We start from the raw sequence: 18,451 nt of genomic DNA on the forward strand, positions 1-18,451 counted from the left end.
GGGCAGGCATGACCGATGAAGCAGGCACCGTCGATCTGACTCGCCCGAGCGCGGCGCGGGTCTACGACTACTACCTGGGCGGCGCCCACAACTTCGCCGTCGACCGGGAGATGGCCGAGCGGGCGATCGGGATGTGGCCGGACCTGCCGTTGATCATGCAGGCGAACCGGGCGTTCCTGCGCCGCGCCGTGCGGTTCTGCGCCGACGCCGGCGTCCGGCAGTTCCTCGACCTCGGCTCGGGCATCCCGACGGTGGGCAACGTGCACGAGATCGCCCAGGACGCGGCACCCGGCGCGCGGGTCGTGTACGTGGACAACGACCCCATCGCCACCGCGTACAGCGAGAACATCCTGCGCGGGAACCAGGACACCGCCGCCCTCCAGGCCGACCTGCGCAAGCCGGAACAGGTCCTGGACAGCCCTCAGGTGCGCAAACTGCTGAACTTCGACGAGCCGATCGCGGTCATGATGGTCGCGGTGCTGCACTTCGTGCCGGACAACGACGATCCGGCAGCCGTCATCGCCAGGTATCGCGAGGCGATGGCACCCGGCAGTTTCCTGGTTCTCTCGCACGCGAGTCAGGACGGCCAGCCGGGGCAGGCGGACTCGCACCAGAACCTCTACAACCGCACCGCGACCCCGATGACCATGCGCTCCAAGTCGCAGGTCGCCGAGCTGCTCACGGGCTTCGACCTCGTCGAACCGGGAGTGGTGTTCCTGCCGCAGTGGAGGCCGGTCGCGCCCGAGGACGTCGACGAGCACCCGGAGCGGTTCAGCGGGCTCGCGGCTGTCGGCCGCAGGAGCTGATCCCGGCGCGCGAACGGCCGCAGTCCACCTGCGCTGGACCCCGCATCACCGACCGGCGCCGCTCCCGTGAGTCGACGGGTCAGAGGGTGAGGAGGACCTTGCCCTGCGTGTGGCCGCCCTGGACGTGTGCGTGTGCGTCGGTGGCCTTGTCCAGCGGGTAGGTGGCCTGCACGCGCGGGGTGTAGGCCCCGGCGGTTCCGAGCTGGGACGCCTCGGCGAGGTTCGCGGCGGCATGCGCGTTCCCCGCTATGAGCGTGACGCCGAGAGCGCCGGCACCGAAGTCGGCCACGGTGGCGACGCGCGAGGGGTCACCGACGAGGGCCACGATGTCGGCCAACGAGCCTGAGCCCGCGGTGTCCAGCGCGGCGTCGACCCCGCCAGGGGCGACCGCGCCGACCCGCTCGGCCAGACCCTCGCCGTACGTGATGGGGGTGGCGCCGAGCTCGCGGAGGAAGGCGTGGTTGGCCTCGCTCGCGGTGCCGATCACCGTGGCGCCGCGGGCGACGGCGATCTGCACGGCGGCGGAACCGACGCCTCCCGCGGCGCCCTCGATCAGCAGGGTCTTGCCGGAGAGGTCACCGAGGGCGTTGAGACTCTCGATGGCAGTGGCGGAAACGAGGCCTGCCGCGGCGGCCTGCTCCACCGTCCAGGCGCTGGGCACGGTCGCCCAGTCGGTGAGCACCGCGTACTCGGCGGCGGTGCCGTGCGCCAGGCCGAACACCCGGTCACCTGGCTTGACGCCCGCCACACCGTCACCGATCTCGTCGACGACACCGGTCGCGTCGCTGCCGGTGATCGCGGGGAACGTGGTCGGCATGTACTCGGCCATGTAGCCGGCACGGATCTTCCAGTCGACCGGGTTCACGCTGGCGGCCTGGACCTTGATCCTGATCTGGCTGGATTCAGCGTGCGGTTCGGGGGCGTCCTCGACGGTGAGGACGTGCGGGTCGCCGAACTCGTGGAAACGAACTGCGCGCATGGCGGTGCGCCTTTCAGCGGGGCCGAAGCGGCTCCACGCCCCGGCGGTGGCGAAGACGATCGCGGCACCGCTCGTCACCGGGGTGACGCCGAGGGCACCAGGATCGTGAGGACATCCAGCACGGGGGACAGGATCAGTGTGACCCCGGCCGCGAGTTCCGGCTCGCCGATGAGCTGTGCTCTGACGCGCCGGACCGAAACGTCCAACGGCAGGGAACCGGTCGCGTGGAAGGGTGGACAACCTTTGTCGGATGCGGTCTGATGATGATGCTCTGTGATGGTCATTGTTTGATTCTGTTGGGCGTTCAACGGTGAGGTCCGATGATTGAACATCTACGCAGGTCCATCGCGGTGGTCGTGGCGGGAGCGCTGCTCACCGCGGGCATCGGTGCCGCCCTACCCGGCACCGCCGCCACCTCGGCCGCTGCGACTCCAGGAGACGGGCTCGCGCTCACGCCGCCCATGGGGTTCAACAACTGGAATTCCACGCACTGCCGAGCCGAGTTCAACGAGGCGATGGTCAAGGGCATCGCCGACATCTTCGTCGAGAAAGGACTGAAGGACGCGGGCTACCAGTACGTCAATCTCGACGACTGCTGGGCGTTGCCCCAGCGCGGTCCGGACGGCAACCTCGTCCCCGACCCGGTCCGCTTCCCGAACGGCATCAAGGCCGTCGCGGACTACGTCCACTCGAAGGGCCTGAAGTTCGGCATCTACACGAGTGCGGGCACGAGGACCTGCGACACCAACGGTTTTCCCGGTGGGCTCGGCCACGAGCAGCAAGACGCCGACCTGTTCGCTTCCTACGGGGTCGACTACCTGAAGTACGACAACTGCAACAACCAGGGCGTCGATGCCAGGCTGCGCTACACGACGATGCGGGATGCGTTGCGCCGCACCGGAAGGCCGATCGTGTACTCGCTCTGCGAGTGGGGTGAGAACAAGCCTTGGGAGTGGGCGAAGGACGTCGGCCAGCTGTGGCGCACCACCGGTGACATCACCGACAGCTACCACAGCATGCTCGGCATCGCGAAGACGAACTGGGCGCTCGCGGACCACGCCGGGCCTGGCCACTGGAACGACCCGGACATGCTCGAGGTCGGCAACGGCGGTATGACCGACACCGAGTACCGGTCGCACTTCAACCTGTGGGCGATCATGGCCGCGCCCCTGCTGATCGGTTCGGACCTGCGCAAGGCCACTCCGGAGACGTTCGAGATCCTGAGCAACCGCGAGGTCATCGCGGTCGACCAGGACCCGCTGGGGCAGCAGGGCCGGCCGATTCGTTCGGTGAACGGGACGCACGTCTTCGTGAAGCCGTTGAAGAACGGCGACAAGGCGGTGTTGCTGTTCAACGAGGGGGAGAAGACCGAGCGCGTCACGACGACGGCCGCGGAGATCGGGCTGCGGCAGTCGCCTGGCTACAAGGTGCGCGACCTGTGGGCCCGCACCGACCGGCACAGCGCGGGCACGATCGCCGCGACCCTCCCGCCGCACGGCAGCGCGATGTTCCGGGTGAACGCCGACCGCGGCTGGGCGAAGTACCCGCCGGCGGTCGACGCCGGCGCGGCGCTGCAGTCCGCCTACCCGTTCGCCGAGCCCGGCCGCAACGCGTCGGTGACCACGACCGCGACCAACAGCGGCAAGGTGCCCGCCCTCGGGGTGAAGTCGGTGCTGTCCGGGCCGGCGGGATGGGAGGCACGACCGCAGTCCGCTGACCACAAGGGAGTGCTGCGCCCCGGCGAGTCGACGAGTACAAAATGGACGGTCAAGGTTCCGGCCGACGCCAAACCGGGGCAGTACCGCCTGGCCGTCCGGACGACCTTCTGGCCGGGAGCGGAGACGCGGTTCCACTTCGACGTCAGGGTGCCGCCACCGGCGCCGGTGGCGAACGCCTACGTCAGCGACCTGGCCTGGCTGGGTTCCGACAACGGCTGGGGCCCGATCGAACGTGACACCAGCAACGGCGAGTACGAGGCGGGCGACGGAACCCCGATCACCATCAACGGAGTCACCTACGCCAAGGGCATCGGCGCCCACGCACCGAGCAGCGTGGAGTTCTACGTCGGCGGGCACTGCACGTCGCTGGCCGCGGACGTGGGCGTGGACGACGAGGAAGAAGCGAACGGCTCGGTCGGGTTCGAGGTCTGGGCCAACGGCACCAAGGTCGCTGACAGCGGCGTGATGACCACCGAGATGCCGGCGAAACCGATCACCGCCGACATCACCGGAGCGACGGTGGTCCGGCTCGTGGTCAACGACGGCGGCAACGGAATCAGCAGTGACCACGGCGATTGGGCCGGCGTCAGGGTGATCTGCTCGTAATCGGCAGCAGCCCGCTGGGAGCATTGCTCCCGGCGGGCTGCCGGCTGACTTCAGGAGGACTCACATGACCGCGGCGAGCGCTCCGACGTGGCTGCTGTCCGGTTTCGGTGATGAGATCGACCCGGATCCCGTCGTCCAGCTCTCGGTGCTGGAAGCCTTGGGGGCGCGGCATCTCGAGTTGCGCGGTGCGTGGGGCACGGGTGTGCTCGACCTCGATTCCCGGCAGCGCGGCGAACTGCGGAGGCTGCTCGACGAGCGCGGTTTCGGGGTGTCCGCGATCGCCTCTCCGCTGGGCAAGGTCTCGCTCGAGCTGCCGGTGGAGGCCGAGCTGGCGCGCCTGGCCATAGCGATCGATCTCGCGCACACGTTCTCGACCCGCTACATCCGGATGTTCTCCTTCTACCAGGAGGGGCGCGATCCCGCGGGCATGCGGGACGAGGTGCTGGTGCGCCTGCGGGCCATGACCGCGCTGGCCGAGCGCGCGGACATCGTTCTGCTGCACGAGAACGAGAAGGACATCTACGGCGACACCCCGGAGCGGGTTCTCGACCTGATCGAGGCGACAGGTTCCGACCACCTGCGGGTTGCCTGGGACAGTGCGAACTTCGTGCAGGTGGGCAGCCGGCCGTTCACCGACGCCTACGCCGATCTGCGTCCACACCTGGAATACGTGCAGATCAAGGACGCGATCGCGGCGGACGGCAGGGTCGTCGCGGCAGGGGAGGGCGACGGCGAACTGGTGGAGACCCTTACCGCGCTGCGTGACGACGGCTATCAGGGTTTCGTGTCGCTCGAACCGCATCTGTCGGCGGCGCACGCGTTGGGCGGCTTCTCCGGACCGGCGGCCTTCGGCCAGGCGGCCCGTGCGCTACGGCGGATCACCGACGAGCTGGGAGTGACCCTGTCATGATCCGTGTCGCCATCATCGGTTGTGGCGTGATCGGCCGCATACACGCACGTGCGATCGCAGAGCACCCGGAGTTCGAAGTGGTCGCGGCGGTGGACGCGGTGCCGGCGAACTCGTTGCCCGGTCTCGAGACGTATCCCACGCTGCCGGATGCGCTGCGGGCACGCGAGATCGACCTGGTGGTGATCTGCACGCCCAGCGGCACACATCTGGACCTCGCGCGGCAGGCGGTCGCCGCGGGCAAGCACGTCGTGATCGAGAAGCCGCTGGACGTCGACGTCGCGAGGGCCGCCGAGTTCGCCGGACTCGCCGCGCAGGCCGCCGGTGCCGGGCAGATGATCACCGTGATCAGCCAGCACCGGTTCGACCCGGCGAGCGCGGCGGTGGCACGGGCCGTGCACGGCGGCCGGTTCGGCAAGCCGACCTCAGCGGTTGCGTCGGTCGCCTGGTGGCGCGACCAGGACTACTACGACAGCGGGGACTGGCGTGGCACCTGGCAGCTCGACGGCGGTGGCGCGTTGATGAACCAGGGCGTCCACACCGCCGACCTGCTGTGCTGGTTCCTCGGTCGCCCGGTCGAGGTGCAGGCATCGGCGCGGCTGCTGGCCCACGAACGTGTGGAGGTGGAGGACACGGTGGCCGCGACCGTCGTGTTCGAGTCCGGGGCCATAGCGGTCCTGCTGGCCACCACCGCCGCCTATCCCGGGCTGACCGCGCGCATCCAGGTCCACGGCACCGAGGGGTCGGCGATCATCGACAACGATCGCCTCGAGTACTTCCACGCCAAGCACTCGGCCGAGGATCACCGGCCGGGCGGTGTCACCGGCGGCGCTGTCACGGGCAATCAGGCGGAGGCCGAGGTCGGGCTCGCGCACACCCCGGCTGGCCCGCGCGGTGACGACGACTTCGTACTCGGCCACCGCCGCCAGTACGACGACGTCGCGCACGCTGTCTCCACCGGCGCCCGGCCCGGCGTGACGATCGGCGATGCGTTGCTGTCGCTGGCTTTCGTGCGCGCGGTCTACGTCTCCGCGGCGCTCGGGGAACGGATCCTGGTGGCGGATGTCCTGGAGGGGAAGTACCGGGACGTTCGCCTGGACGTACGCGCCGAGTGACAGATAGGGAAGTACGTACTAAAGTACTGCTTCACAATGAAGCACGTAGATGACGAGTTCGATCGAGATCCGGACGACCTGCTGTTCAACCCCCAGGTCAGGGCCGCGGTGACCCAGTTCGCCCTCGACGGTGACACCAGCGCGCTGGAAGCGGCGGCGGCGGTCCGCGCGGCCGCCAGGGGCCTGGAACGACTGCAGTCCAAAGGAACGGACAGCCGCGGGCTGAGTCCGGGTGCGCTCGACATCCTGATCCGCCTCGCCGAGCGCGAGGACGGCATCCGCATCAAGGACCTGGCCCACTCAGCCGGGGTGAGTTCGCGCAACGTGACAGGGCTGGTCGACACCCTCGAACGCGGCGGACTCGCCGTGCGGGTCCCCGACCCCGAGGACCGGCGTGCCGTGCTCGCCCGGATCACCCCGTCCGGGCGGACCTGGCTCGAGGAGTTCCGCCGGCCCACCCAGCGCGCCATGGACGCTTTCTTCCGCGGCTTCACCCCTGCCGAGAAAGCACTAGTGCGTCACCTCTGCCTGCGTCTTGTGGAGAACCAGCACCGACTCGCCCCGTACCTGGAGGAACAGCAGTGACGACCGCCGCGACCACGCAGACCGTGCAGGCGTACCACCAGGCGAGGTTCGCCGGTGACGTGCCCGCCGCAGCCGCCCAGCTCGCCGGGACGTTCACCTTCGAGAGCCCGCTGATGACCTCTGACGCCGGCGGCCACCTGGCTGGGCTCGCCGGATTCCTTCAGGTGGTCACGGGTGTGGACATGATCAGCGAGCTGTACGGGGAGTCGGAGGCCACGCTCGTCTACGACGTGCACACCGCCACGCCGGTCGGCACCCAGCGCACCGCCGAGCACTTCCGGTTGCGGGACGGCCGGATCGAGTCGATCACGCTGATCTTCGACGCCACCCGGTGGCATCCGATCATGGCGGCAGCCGGACAGCCCGCACCCTGATCGCGCCCTCAGTGGCGCTGCTCGAGTGGCAGGCGCACGGTGAACGTCGTGCCGGTGCCGACGGTGCTGGTGACGGTGATGGTGCCCGCGTGAGCGGCGATGATCTCGCGCGCGATCGCGAGCCCGAGACCCCGTCCACCGGTGTGCCGGCCGCGGGCGCTGTCGGCACGCCAGAACCTGTCGAACACGTGCGCCAGGTCCTCGCTCGCGATGCCGCAGCCGGTGTCGGCGACCTCGATGACGGCGGTTCCGCCCTCGGTGCGGGCGCGCAGGGTGATCACACCGCCGGGTGAGGTGGCGTTCAGCGCGTTGGTCATGAGGTTGCCGATCACCTGACGGATCCGGTCGGGGTCGACGACGACGGGCACCGGGCCGGGGCCGTCGAGCTCGATGCGGATGTCCCTGGTGGCGGCGGTGGTGCTGTGGGCGGTGCGCACGGCGCGCAGCAGTTCGGTGAGCTCGGCCGGACTCCGGTGGTAGACCAGCGTGCCGGACTCGGCCAGCGCCAGGTCCTGCAGATCGTTGATCAGGCGCTCCTGCAGGACCGCCTCCTCGTGCAAGGAGCGGAAGAGCTCCTCGTCCGCCGGGAAGACGCCGTCCTGCATCGCCTCGACGTAGCCGCGGATGTTGGTGGTCGGGGTGCGCAGCTCGTGCGCGATGTCGGCGATCATGTTCCGCTGCTGTTCCTTGCTGCGCTGCAACGACTCCGCCATGCGGTTGAACCAGCGGGTGAGGTCCGCGAGCTCGTCGCGGCCCCGTTCCGGCACGCGCCCGGACAGGTCGCCGCTGCTGAGCTGCCGTGACGCGGTGGCGAGGGCGCGGATGGGGTGCAGCACCCTGCGGCTGATCAACAGGGACACCGCCACCACGATGAGCGTGACGATTCCCGCGGAGACCAGTGCCGGCACGATCCCCACCCCCGCGGGCGGTTGTGGCTGCTCGACTGTCCCGACCATCAGCACCAGGGAGGGCGGCGCGAGTGCGGTGATCGCCTGGGCGAACGCCGTCCGCACGCAGAGGCTGTCCGTCGCCGCGCCGCAGCGCTTGTCGAGTTCGGCGATCTCCTCTGCCGCGAGCGGGCCGTCCGGGGCGTCGGCGACGCAGTGGTCGGCGGGGACGGGCCGCGGGTCCGGGGCCAGCATGTTGACGCCCAGCGGCGTTCTGGTGAGCTTCAGAGCGATGCCGTTGCCGCGCCAGCACTTCGCGAGCTGCAGGTTGTGGCGGTAGGACCGGATCGCCATGACCGCGGCCGAGGCGTGGTGCTCCACCTGCCCGACGACGTCCAGGAGCAGTGCTGGACGGGTCTCGACCACGGCGCTCTGCTGGGGCGGGAGATCGTCGCCGGACGGATCGCTGTCGCCGAGGATCGTCCCGTAGGCGGATCTGATGCGGATGCGCCTGTCGGTACCCGCCGCGAGCTCTCGCGCGAGATCGCCCGCGTCGTTCCAGTTGTTGTGCAGCATCCCGTGCGTGGCGATCTTCTCCACGACCCGGTCGAGGTCCTCGTTGGGCAGTGCGGGGGAAGTCGCGGGCGTCGCCTGGTTCGCACTCAGCACCACGAGCAGCCACGCCGTCGCGCCCGCGGTGCTGGCCGCGACGGCGACGACGAGCAGGAACACCCTGGTCCTGAAGCTGATTCGGTGCCCGATGCGGGTTCGTGGCTCCGGCTCCGACTCCATCCCGCGCATCTTGCCGTACGGGTGGCGGGACTGTCCCGGAGCTCAGGCACCGTCGCGGGGAGGCGCGGTGGTGGCGCGGATGATCAGTTCCGGGTCGAAGAGCAGTTCACCGGTGGGGACCTCGCGGTTGCTCATCAGGGCGAGCACGGTGTGGCCGACCTGGCCCGCGAGCCGGTCGGACGGCTGTCGCACGGTGGTGAGCGGTGGGTCGACGAACTCCGTGATCATGGTGCCGTCGTAGCCGACGACGGACAGGTCGTCCGGCACGGTGAGGCCGTGCCGGCGGGCGCCGCGGATGATGCCGAGCGCCATGAAGTCGCTGGCCGCGACGACGGAGGTGGCGCCCGCGTTGATGAGCTGGGCGCTCGCGGCCTGGCCGCCTTCGACGGTGTAGGCCTGGCGGATCACCCAGTCTCCAGCGTCGGGGATGCCGCGTTTCTCCATCGCCGTGACGAAGCCGCGGACCCGGCGATCGGCCGGCCCGTTGCCCTTGGGGCCCGAGACCATGGCGATGCGCCGGTGGCCGAGGCGGAACAGGTGGTCGACCGCGATCTCGGCGGCGAGGTCGTCGTCGGTGGAGAACACCGGGGCGTCGTGGCCGGGCACGCCGCCGTTGACCGCCACGAACGGGATGCGGCGGGTGCGCAGGATCTCGAACGTCTCGGGGTCGGCGTTGTCCAGGGTGTTGCTGGCGGAGAGGAAGACGACCGCGCCGATGCCGCGGTCGGCCAGCTCGGCGATGAACTCGCGTTCCTGCACCCCGCCGGGGAACGCGGGGCAGAGGATCATCTTGAGCCCGTGCGGCGCGAGGGTGGCTTCGATGCGCTCGGCCAGGTCGGCGAAGAACGGGTTCGAGACGCGCTCGGTGATGACGGCGACCAGCTGGCCCGGCGCGGTGCGCTCGTAGCCGAGCTCGTCCATCGCGCGCTCGACGACGTCACGGGTGGCCTTGGCGACCCCCTTGCGCCGGTTGATCACCCGGCTGACGGTCGCTTCGCTCACGCCCGCGTGCGCGGCGATCTCGGTGATCCCGATCCTCATGCGGTCACGCTAACAACGCGGTTGCCGTGCTTGCAATGATTGCATGAAAACTTGCAGGCCGTTTCCGGCTGATTCTTGCTGGATGCTCGGGTCGAGCGGTACTGTCCGGCTCCACTCCGCCCCCTGCCCGGAGGAGCCACATGCGTCGCTCTCGCAAGTCGTCGTTGTGCGCCGCCGTCGTGGCGGCGGTGGTCGCATCGCTGCTGACCGCGTCTCCGTCGGGCGCGGCGGTGCCCTCCCTGCTCACCCTCGTGAACCGCGGGTTCGAGAACGGGCCGGCCGGCTGGCAGTTCAGCGCGGGCACCGGGACCGCGACGAACTACCCGCACACCGGGTCCGGGCTGGCTTATCTGAACGGCGGGGAGGGCATGCAGATCAGCCAGTCCGTCACCGCACCCGCCGCGGGTTCGTACGCGGTCTCGGCCTGGATCGCCGCCCTGCTGCCGGAGGGCAGGTTCGTCGTCCGGGTGAACGGTGCCGAAGCGGCGTCGATCCCGATCGCGGCGCAGACCGCCTACACCCGGTACCGGACGCCCGCGATCGCCGTCGTGGCGAACGACGTCATCGAGGTGGCCATCGAGTCCGGCCAGTCGTGGGTGAACGTCGACGACGTCGCCATCGTGCCCGCGGTCGCCCCGCCGCCGCTGCCGTTCGTCAACCCGGGGTTCGAGGGCGGCGCGACCGGCTGGCGGTTCGGCGCGGGAACCGGGACCGCCACCAACAACCCGCACGGAGGCACCCAGCTCGCGTACCTCGACGCCGGTGCCGACAAGTCGATCAGCCAGCTGACCACCGCGACCGCGCCCGGACGGCACGTGCTCTCGGCGTGGATCGCCACCGGAGGTCCCGGCGGCACGCTGGCGGTCAAGGTCAACGGGAAGGTCAAGGGCACCGCGAGTCTGCCCGGCCGCGACTACTACGCGCGGTACTCCGTCGGCCCGATCGCCGCGGCACGGGGTGACCAGGTGGAGGTCGTCGTCAGCTCCGGCACGTCCTGGGTCAACGTCGACGATCTGATGGTGTCACCGGCCGCCCCGGCCTCACCCACGATCAGCTCGTCCGACCCGGCGGTCGTGGAGATGTTCGACTGGGCCAAGCGCAAGGCGAACAGCTGGGTGATCCAGCCGGGCACCGTGGGACCGGTCGACGTCGACGAGGGCAGGCTCTCCGGCACCGGCACGAACACCTACCAGCCGTCGTACTGGGCGGGCTATGCCCACCGCACCGCGTACTACTCGCGCGACATGGTCCACCAGTTCGCCGGAGCGCAGGTCCTCGGTCTCAACGACGAGAACCTGTCGATGACACACGCGTTCGCCGCGTCGTCCACGCCCGAGCACAAGTACTACCCGGTGTGGGCGATCAACTTCGACAACGACACCTATCTCCGCATCGACTACAACCACCCGAACTCCTTCGTCCGCGAGGTCCCGGCGACCTTCGAACTGGTGGAGAAGGCCAACCAGGCCTACCGGTGGAGCGGCGACGCCCGGTACGTGCAGGATCCGGCGCTCTGGGAGTTCTACCGCAAGGCGACCGACGAGTTCATCGCGCTGCACGACGGCGCGAAGCCCAACGGCGTCGCGGAAGGCACCGGCAAGGGCATCTTCGCGGGCGCCGCGAGCTACAACGAGCACAGCGACGAACCGCTCGCCGAGGCAGGCGACTCGATCGCCTCGCAGTACCAGGCGTTCCGCGCGATGGCGTCACTGGCGAGTGGACGTGGTGACACCGCACTGGCTGCGAAGTACGAGCAGGCGGCAACGGATCTGAAGGCCTACTTCAACTCCACCTGGACCGGCACCGGCTCCGGAGAGGCGATGGTCCGCGGCTACACCGTCGACGGAGAGGCGCTGACCGGCTGGGGCAAGGAGAACAGCTGGTTCATGCCGATGAAGCAGATCCTCGACCCCGGCCCGCGCCGGCAGGCCTACCTCGACTACATCGACCAGCAGGCCAGGGGATCGGGCAAGCCGGGCAACATCGAGGCCATCACCTACCTGCCAGACACGTTCTTCAACAACAACCGGCCCGACACGGCCTGGTACTGGATGAACTACGTCTACAACGCGCGTGACACCAGGCACTCGGCTGCCAGGCAGGGGCCCAACGGCGACTACCCCGAGGTGTCGTTCACCTTGCTGTCGCAGGTGGTCGAGGGATTGCTCGGGGTCGCGCCGAACGCGCCGCGGCACCAACTCGCGACCCAGTCGCGCCTGCCGTCGGGCATGGACTGGATCCAGGTCGCAGACATCCCCGTGGGCAAGGGGAAGTTCAAGGTGCGCCACGACGGTGCGAGGAAGTCGACCGTGACCAACCAGGGCGGCGACGGTGACTACGTCTGGGAGGCGCGCTTCCCCGGCAGCTATTCGAAGGTGAAGGTCAACGGCGCGAAGCGGCCGGCCCAGACCCGCACCGAGAACGGCGTCACCTACTCCTACGCCGCGGTGACGCTCGGGCCCGGCCGGACCGCGGTGGTGGAGGCGGTCCGCTGACGCCTGGTGATCACGCCGTACGCTGCCGGTGTGACGATCGAAAGGACGCCCATGGGAATCCGTGACCTCCCGCTCACCACGCTCTCCGGCGACAGCACGACGCTCGGAGCGGGCGGGCCGTTCGCCGGCAAGGCGCTGCTCGTCGTGAACGTGGCTTCGAAGTGCGGCCTCACGCCGCAGTACTCGGGCCTCGAGCGACTGCAGGAACGCTACGGCGACAAGGGTTTCTCCGTGGTCGGGTTCCCCTGCAACCAGTTCGGCGGCCAGGAGCCGGGTACGCGGGAGGAGATCCAGACGTTCTGCTCCACCACGTACGGGGTGTCCTTCCCGCTGTTCGAGAAGATCGAGGTCAACGGCGAAGGCCGGCATCCGCTGTACAGCGCCCTGACCGAAGCGTCGGACATCGACGGCGGCGCCGGCGACGTGCAGTGGAACTTCGAGAAGTTCCTGATCAGCCCCGACGGCGAGGTCGTGGGCAGGTTCCGCCCGGCGACCGACCCCGAGGACGAGGCGCTGCTGAAGGCGATCGAGGCCACGCTGCCCGCCTGACACGCCTGGAAGGGCAGGCCGCCGTACACTCGGCGGATGCCTGGCCTGCAGCACACCGTCACCATCGCGGCCCCGCCCGAGCAGGTCTGGGCGGTGGTCGTCGACGTGGAGCGCTGGCCGGAGCGGATCCCAACGGTCGAGTCCGTGGAGCGGCTCGACGCCGGACCGCTGGCCCTCGGCACCCGCACCCGGTTGCGGCAGCCCAAGCTGCCAGAAGGGGTGTGGACGGTCACCGAGTTCGTTGACGGGTCGTCGTACACCTGGGAGTCGCGCTCGTCCGGTGTCACCGTCGTCGCCACGCACGTCGTCGAGCCGGACCCCGCCGGGAGCCGGCTCACCCTCGCCATCACCGTGTCCGGACTGCTGTCCGGCATCGGCTGGCTGATGTCCCGGTCGCTGACCAAGCGCTACGTCGAGGCCGAGGCCGCTTCGATCAAGAAGGCCGCCGAGGCCTCGTAGCCCTCTTGGGCCGTACGGGTGTACGGCGATCGGGTGGGTTTCTCGTCCCTGGGTTCGGTGCTAGTTTGCGACCGGGGATGGGGGTCACTATGGGTATTCCAACCGAACCTATTGGCAGCATTCCGCGGTCGCCTGAGCTGATCCAGGCGGTGGAAGCTCACGCACAGGGCCGCGTTGACGACGCTGAACTCCAAGCAGCACAAGAGAAAGCTCTCAAAGAGACCATCGCTCGGTTTGAGGAGACGGGGTCGCCCGTCATCACCGACGGCGAGCAGCTGAAGCCGAGTTTCGCCACGTATCCGATCGCAGGGCTCACCACATTGGTACCGGAAGGTGTGGTGATCCCGTTCGCGGACGGGCACACCCGCACGCTGCCGGCACTGGCGGAGGGCCCGTTCCGCTACGCCACCTTCACGGAAAGCTATGTGCGGCAGGCGAAACAGCACACCGACCTGCCGGTGAAGCAGCCGGTGATCGCGCCGTCGGCCCTGAGCCTGCTGTACCCGGCGGCCGGGATCGACGGCTATCCGCGAGAGCAGTTCCTCGCCGATCTGGCGGACCAGGCCGAGGTCGACATCCGGACGAGCTTCGAGGCAGGCGCGGCGTCGGTGCAGCTCGACTTCACCGAGGGCCGGCTGTCCATCAAGCTCGATCCGTCCAAAGGGGTGCTCGAGCAGTTCGTCGCGCTGAACAACGAGGTGCTGGACCGGTTCTCCGACGCGGAGCGCGCCAGGATCGGCGTGCACACCTGTCCCGGTGGTGACCAGGACTCGACGCACAGCCTCGACGTGGACTACGCCGAGTTGCTGCCGGAGTTGTTCCGGCTGCACGTGGGAGCGGTCTACCTGCAGCTCGCGAGCGAGGCCGATCCCGGCCGGGTGCTCGAGGTCGTGCGGGACCACGTCCAGCCAGGGCAACGGGTCTTCGTCGGCGTGATCGATCCGATCGACCCCGTCGTCGAGACGCCGGAGCAGGTGCGCGACCGGGTGCTGCTGGCGGCGCGGTACATCCCGGCAGACCAGCTGGGCACCTGTGACGACTGCGGTTTCGCGCCGTTCGCGGACGACACGTCCACGTCGAGGGAGGTCGCGTTCGCCAAGATCGCGGCACGGGTCGAGGGGACTCGGCTCGCGGCAGAAGCCCTCGGGGTGTAGCCGTGTTCGCCACGCTGAACGGCAAGTGGCACGGCAAAGCGTTGTGGGCCTTCATGGTGGTGGTGATCGCCCACTGGGCCGAGCACCTGGCCCAGGCCTTCCAGATCTACGTGCTGGGCTGGCCGGCGCACCACGCGCGGGGCGCGCTGGGCGTGCCGTTTCCCTGGCTGGTGCACTCGGAGTGGCTGCACTACGGGTACGCGCTGGTGATGCTGGCCGGCCTCATCGCGCTGCGGCCGGGGATGGTGGGGCGGGCGCGGACCTGGTGGACCATCGCGCTGTGGATCCAGGTGTGGCACCACTGCGAGCACCTGTTGCTCCTGATTCAGGCACTGACCGGGGAGAACCTCGGCGGGCGCCCCGCACCGACGAGCATCGTGCAGCTGCTCGTGCCGCGGGTGGAGCTGCACCTGTTCTACAACGCGATCGTGTTCGCGCCGATGGTCGTCGCGATGATCCTGCGGGCGAGACAACAGGTGAGGCAGCCCGTGAACGCGTGATCGGATCCCGCCGCGGCCGAATGTTACTGTAGATGTCGGAAGTCAAACGTCCGGCGTCGACGAGGTGACATGGCGGTCAGGCGGGATTACGGCCAGTTCTGCGGACTCGCGGGCGGACTCAACGTCGTCGGCGAGCGCTGGACGCTGCTCATCGTCCGCGAGCTGCTGATCGGGCCTGCCCGGTTCAACGACATGATCGAGAACCTGGTGGGCATCGGGCCGAACCTGCTGGCCGACCGGCTGCGCACGCTGGTGTCGCACGGGGTCGTCGAGCAGGTGCCCGTGCCCGGTGACGGCCGCGGCAGGCTGTACCAGCTGACCGCGCTCGGCGAGGAGCTTCGTGCGCCCGTGCTCGGGCTCGCCAAGTGGGGCATGGGTTTCCTGGAGCCGTCCGACTCGGCGGTCGTGCGCGCGGAGTGGGGATTCCTCGCGGTGCAGGCGATGATCGTGCCCGACCAGATCCCCGCGGTGGACGAGACCTACGAGTTCGACGTCGGTCAGGACGTCTTCACCATCGACGTCCGCGCGGGTGCGGTCACGTTCTCACGGACCGCGGCGGTGACGCCCACGCTGCGCATCACCTGCGAGCCCGACGTCTTCATCCGCATCGGCGCGCGCATGCTCACGCCGTTCGACGCGATCGCCGGCGGCGACGTGAAGATCGAGGGGCCGGCCGACGCGATCCACCGCTGCACCCGCATGCTCGGCCTCGTGAGCTAGCCACGCCAGTGGCGTGGCTCAGAACGGGTTCCGAGCCACGCCCCAGCGAGGCCGAGTGCAGGCGCGAGTCAGCCGCCGAGCCGCACCGTGAGGTTCGAGATGAGGCCGTCGGCGACCTGCATGTCCATCGTGCCCGCCTGCTTCTGCGGCTCGGCGTTCCACGCGAAGGCCACGGTCACCGAGTCGCCGTCCACGTTCGTCGACAGCACGTTGATCGTGTCGTCCGGCGGCGCTGAGCGGTAGCCGGCGACGATCGCGTCCTGGCCCACCATGGGCGGCACGGGCACGCCGTCGAACGCGACCGTGGCGTCCGGTGCGAAACCCTGGCCGTACGTCTGCCAGTCGCCCTCGCGCACAGCCTTGTTGAACCGCTGCACGTGCGCGTCCACGAACTCCTGCGCTCGCATGAGTCCCTCCCAAATCGCTTATGTGCCGTAGAGCGACCTGAGTCTCTCGACTGGCCCGCACACCGTCAACGTCTCGAAAGGGGTTTCTTTGCGCGGGCCGCGAGGCTAGTCTGCTATATGTTCTTGTAGTGAATGGGGGGCTAGGTGTCGACCTTCGGGCTGGGGGAGCTCTTCTTCGTCCTCGTTGTCGGACTGATCGTGGTGGGGCCGGAGCACCTGCCGGGACTCGTCAGGAGTGCCGCCAGGGTGGTCACCAAGCTCAAGGGTGTCTTCAGCGGTATCTCGCGGGACATCCAGCGGGAGATCGACCCGGAGTCCGTGCTGCCCACCCGCGAGGAGCTGGGTCTGCTCGGCCACCGTCCTGGTCCGTACATCGTCGGTGAGCTGCCGCCGGACTGGCGCTCGGCGCAGGCGCCGAACCCCGCGGTCCGCAGGGAGGTCGAGTCGTGAGCGATTGGTTGATCCCGGCACTGGTGATCCTCGTGCTGCTGCTGTTCGGTTCCCGCCGGCTGCCCGAGATGGCGCGGTCGTTCGGGCAGTCGTTGAAGATCTTCCGGAGTGAGACGAAGGGCGCGTCCGCCCCGGAAATTCCTGCGCCACAACAGGTTCAGCCGCCCTCGCCGGACGGCGCGGCGACACCGAAACCCGAGCCGGGACAGCTGCGGTGAGGATCCCGCTGCGCCAGCCGCGGCCGACCGGGCCTGGCCACACCATGTCGCTGCTCGACCACCTGGCCGAGCTGCGGGTGCGGATTCTGCGGTCGCTGGCGGTCGTGCTGGTCGGGAGCATCATCGCGTTCGTGCTGTTCGAGCCTATCTTCCGCTGGCTCGCCGACCCGTTCTGCTCGCTGCCGCTCGACGTGCGGCAGACGTTGTCCGAACAGGAGTGTTTCACCGCCAAGGGGATCGACGGCGCCTTCACCTTCCGGCTGCGCACCTCGCTGCTGGTCGGTGTGGTGGCCGCCAGCCCGTTCTGGCTGTTTCAGCTGTGGGCGTTCCTCGCCCCGGCGTTGCACCGCAGGGAACGTCGCTGGTCGTACGCCTTCGCCGCGGTCGGGGGACCGCTGTTCCTCGTCGGCGCGTGGACTGCGTACCTGGTGCTGGAGAAGGCTTTCGTGTTCCTGCTCGGCTTCACGCCGGGCGTGGCGACCAACATGGTCGACCTCAACGACTACATCACCTGGGTGACCGCGCTGACCATGATCTTCGGCGTGTCCTTCGAGGCTCCGCTGCTGATCGTCATGCTCAACGCGGTCGACGTCCTGCGCGCATCGGCACTCGTGCGCGGGAGGCGGATCACCTACGTCCTGCTGTCGCTCTACGCGGCGGTGGTGACGCCGGGGCAGGACCTGGTGTCCGCGCTGGCGCTCTTCGTGCCGCTGGTGGTCCTGTTCGAACTGTCCGTGCTCTGGTGCAAGGTCGCCGACCGCCGGCGTGGCGTGGCGAACCAGCCCGTCTGACGTGATCCATCCCCTTGACCGTGCACACGTGTGTCCACAGATAGATATCAGAAGATATAGCGATATGGAGGATTACTGTGAGTGGCGTAAGCCGACGAACATTCGTCACCGGTACCGCGGCGGGTGCCGCGGTGGCCGCTTCGCACGCGATGCTGCCGGCCGCGGCGGCCGACCCCGTCGCCGCCGCGGCGGCCAGGCAGGACCCGACCCTCATTCCGGGCAGCAAGCACTTCGCGACCATGCTCGCCTTCGGTGACTTCGACGTCACCGCGGAGGGGCAGATCGTGTTCTCGAAGCCTCACCTGGAGGCGCCGACGAGCCCCGGAGGGCCGATCACCATCGCGTGCGCGGGCATCCAGGGCCTCAGCGGCGTGATCACCGAGCGGGAGATCACCCACACCGAAAGCGGGCAGCCTCGGGTCAGGCTGAGCCGCATCCTCACCCACTTCCAGTGGGAGGACCCGCCGGTGGAGATCGAGCAGAACCCGTACAAGCTGAGCTGGGGCGAGCTGATCGGAGACAACCCCGGCGGTGTGGAGGCACTGCTGCCCGGCAAGGCCACCTTCTACCAGTACCTCATCCTCACCGCCTACGGGCGGCCGACGGTGAACCTCGATCCGCTCATCATGACGTCCGACAGCGTCACGCAGTGGCCGCCGGTGGGCTCGCAGTTCATCACCCCGCGGCCCACGGACTTCTACGAGCTGTCCGCGCTGCAGAACCCGGAGGCCATGGCGGGGGAGGGACCACCGCCGAACCTGCCCAAGGTCGCGACGCTGGCCGCCTGCGCCTCGCAGGTGATGAGCCAGGTGTTCATGCCGAAGGTCTGACCGTTCGCCGCGGGGCCGGTGCCCGTGACCGGCCCCGCGGTCCCTTCGAGGACGAGTGAGGAGGCACC

At 69.2% G+C, this 18,451-nt stretch carries 21 protein-coding genes; 16 read left to right on the forward strand and 5 right to left on the reverse strand.

All coding sequences use genetic code 11. The annotated features are described in order from the left end of the window. Nucleotides 1-8: 8 nt before the first annotated feature. On the forward strand, nt 9-806 hold the full coding sequence (locus ACIA8G_RS04380) for an SAM-dependent methyltransferase (RefSeq protein WP_396416820.1): 798 nt from the start codon (nt 9-11) through the stop codon (nt 804-806). Nucleotides 807-885: 79 nt separating this feature from the next. Here the strand turns inward: ACIA8G_RS04380 and ACIA8G_RS04385 are convergent, their stop codons facing one another. Then, a complete protein-coding gene (locus ACIA8G_RS04385) occupies nt 886-1,785 on the reverse strand; it encodes an NADP-dependent oxidoreductase (RefSeq protein WP_396416821.1) in 900 nt (299 codons plus the stop codon). A gap of 74 nt (nt 1,786-1,859) precedes the next feature. Next, on the reverse strand, nt 1,860-2,069 hold the full coding sequence (locus tag ACIA8G_RS04390; protein ID WP_396416822.1) for a hypothetical protein: 210 nt from the start codon (nt 2,067-2,069) through the stop codon (nt 1,860-1,862). A gap of 36 nt (nt 2,070-2,105) precedes the next feature. On the opposite strand from ACIA8G_RS04390, the gene ACIA8G_RS04395 reads away from it, so the two are divergent. The 5 genes from ACIA8G_RS04395 to ACIA8G_RS04415 all read left to right on the forward strand — a co-directional run bounded on the left by ACIA8G_RS04395 (nt 2,106) and on the right by ACIA8G_RS04415 (nt 7,090). Further along, nucleotides 2,106-4,109, forward strand: coding sequence for an NPCBM/NEW2 domain-containing protein (locus tag ACIA8G_RS04395; protein WP_396416823.1), 2,004 nt, complete (start codon nt 2,106-2,108; stop codon nt 4,107-4,109). A gap of 64 nt (nt 4,110-4,173) precedes the next feature. Further along, nucleotides 4,174-5,019 carry a sugar phosphate isomerase/epimerase family protein gene (locus ACIA8G_RS04400; protein WP_396416824.1) on the forward strand — a complete coding sequence of 282 codons (846 nt, stop codon included), beginning with the start codon at nt 4,174-4,176 and terminating at the stop codon, nt 5,017-5,019. After that, nucleotides 5,016-6,131, forward strand: coding sequence for a Gfo/Idh/MocA family protein (locus ACIA8G_RS04405; protein ID WP_396416825.1), 1,116 nt, complete (start codon nt 5,016-5,018; stop codon nt 6,129-6,131). The genes ACIA8G_RS04400 and ACIA8G_RS04405 overlap by 4 nt, the downstream gene beginning before the upstream one ends. A gap of 36 nt (nt 6,132-6,167) precedes the next feature. Then, nucleotides 6,168-6,716, forward strand: a complete 549-nt coding sequence (locus ACIA8G_RS04410) for a MarR family winged helix-turn-helix transcriptional regulator (protein ID WP_396416826.1) — start codon at nt 6,168-6,170, stop codon at nt 6,714-6,716. Continuing rightward, complete coding sequence (locus ACIA8G_RS04415) at nt 6,713-7,090, forward strand: hypothetical protein (RefSeq protein WP_396416827.1); 378 nt, start codon at nt 6,713-6,715, stop codon at nt 7,088-7,090. Before ACIA8G_RS04410 ends, ACIA8G_RS04415 begins: the two co-directional genes overlap by 4 nt. Nucleotides 7,091-7,098: 8 nt before the next feature. Here ACIA8G_RS04415 and ACIA8G_RS04420 read toward each other — a convergent pair whose 3' ends face one another. Together ACIA8G_RS04420 and ACIA8G_RS04425 are read right to left on the reverse strand one after the other, a co-directional pair. Further along, on the reverse strand, nt 7,099-8,769 hold the full coding sequence (locus ACIA8G_RS04420) for a sensor histidine kinase (protein ID WP_396416828.1): 1,671 nt from the start codon (nt 8,767-8,769) through the stop codon (nt 7,099-7,101). Between the two features lie 42 nt (nt 8,770-8,811). After that, on the reverse strand, nt 8,812-9,810 hold the full coding sequence (locus tag ACIA8G_RS04425) for a LacI family DNA-binding transcriptional regulator (RefSeq protein ID WP_396416829.1): 999 nt from the start codon (nt 9,808-9,810) through the stop codon (nt 8,812-8,814). Nucleotides 9,811-9,950: 140 nt separating this feature from the next. On the opposite strand from ACIA8G_RS04425, the gene ACIA8G_RS04430 reads away from it, so the two are divergent. The 6 genes from ACIA8G_RS04430 (at nt 9,951) to ACIA8G_RS04455 (ending at nt 15,687) form a co-directional block, all read left to right on the forward strand. Further along, nucleotides 9,951-12,305, forward strand: a complete 2,355-nt coding sequence (locus ACIA8G_RS04430) for a hypothetical protein (protein ID WP_396416830.1) — start codon at nt 9,951-9,953, stop codon at nt 12,303-12,305. A 51-nt stretch (nt 12,306-12,356) separates the two neighbouring features. Then, entirely contained in the window at nt 12,357-12,854 is a 498-nt protein-coding gene (locus ACIA8G_RS04435; protein WP_396417315.1) for a glutathione peroxidase, read from the forward strand. 36 nt (nt 12,855-12,890) lie between these two features. Then, nucleotides 12,891-13,313: an SRPBCC family protein gene (locus tag ACIA8G_RS04440; protein ID WP_396416831.1), complete on the forward strand. Its 423-nt coding sequence runs from the start codon at nt 12,891-12,893 to the stop codon at nt 13,311-13,313. 89 nt (nt 13,314-13,402) lie between these two features. Further along, on the forward strand, nt 13,403-14,467 hold the full coding sequence (locus ACIA8G_RS04445) for a cobalamin-independent methionine synthase II family protein (protein WP_396416832.1): 1,065 nt from the start codon (nt 13,403-13,405) through the stop codon (nt 14,465-14,467). Between the two features lie 53 nt (nt 14,468-14,520). Beyond that, a complete protein-coding gene (locus ACIA8G_RS04450; protein ID WP_396417316.1) occupies nt 14,521-14,967 on the forward strand; it encodes a hypothetical protein in 447 nt (148 codons plus the stop codon). A 69-nt stretch (nt 14,968-15,036) separates the two neighbouring features. Beyond that, nucleotides 15,037-15,687: a winged helix-turn-helix transcriptional regulator gene (locus ACIA8G_RS04455; RefSeq protein ID WP_396416833.1), complete on the forward strand. Its 651-nt coding sequence runs from the start codon at nt 15,037-15,039 to the stop codon at nt 15,685-15,687. A 68-nt stretch (nt 15,688-15,755) separates the two neighbouring features. Here ACIA8G_RS04455 and ACIA8G_RS04460 read toward each other — a convergent pair whose 3' ends face one another. Beyond that, nucleotides 15,756-16,094: a nuclear transport factor 2 family protein gene (locus ACIA8G_RS04460; protein WP_396416834.1), complete on the reverse strand. Its 339-nt coding sequence runs from the start codon at nt 16,092-16,094 to the stop codon at nt 15,756-15,758. Nucleotides 16,095-16,238: 144 nt separating this feature from the next. Here ACIA8G_RS04460 and ACIA8G_RS04465 point away from each other — a divergent pair, with 144 nt between their 5' ends. From ACIA8G_RS04465 to ACIA8G_RS04480, 4 genes are all read left to right on the forward strand, one after another. Continuing rightward, nucleotides 16,239-16,544, forward strand: a complete 306-nt coding sequence (locus ACIA8G_RS04465; protein WP_396416835.1) for a hypothetical protein — start codon at nt 16,239-16,241, stop codon at nt 16,542-16,544. Continuing rightward, complete coding sequence (locus ACIA8G_RS04470; RefSeq protein ID WP_396416836.1) at nt 16,541-16,762, forward strand: twin-arginine translocase TatA/TatE family subunit; 222 nt, start codon at nt 16,541-16,543, stop codon at nt 16,760-16,762. Before ACIA8G_RS04465 ends, ACIA8G_RS04470 begins: the two co-directional genes overlap by 4 nt. After that, nucleotides 16,759-17,553, forward strand: coding sequence for a twin-arginine translocase subunit TatC (tatC, locus tag ACIA8G_RS04475; protein ID WP_396416837.1), 795 nt, complete (start codon nt 16,759-16,761; stop codon nt 17,551-17,553). Before ACIA8G_RS04470 ends, tatC begins: the two co-directional genes overlap by 4 nt. A 77-nt stretch (nt 17,554-17,630) precedes the next feature. Beyond that, nucleotides 17,631-18,383 (forward strand): hypothetical protein, encoded by a 753-nt coding sequence (locus ACIA8G_RS04480; protein ID WP_396416838.1) that lies wholly within the window; start codon nt 17,631-17,633, stop codon nt 18,381-18,383. Nucleotides 18,384-18,451 lie beyond the last annotated feature (68 nt).

The sequence above is a fragment of the Lentzea sp. NPDC051213 genome, from assembly GCF_044455585.1.
In the GTDB taxonomy this organism is placed as follows: Bacteria; Actinomycetota; Actinomycetes; order Mycobacteriales; family Pseudonocardiaceae; genus Lentzea.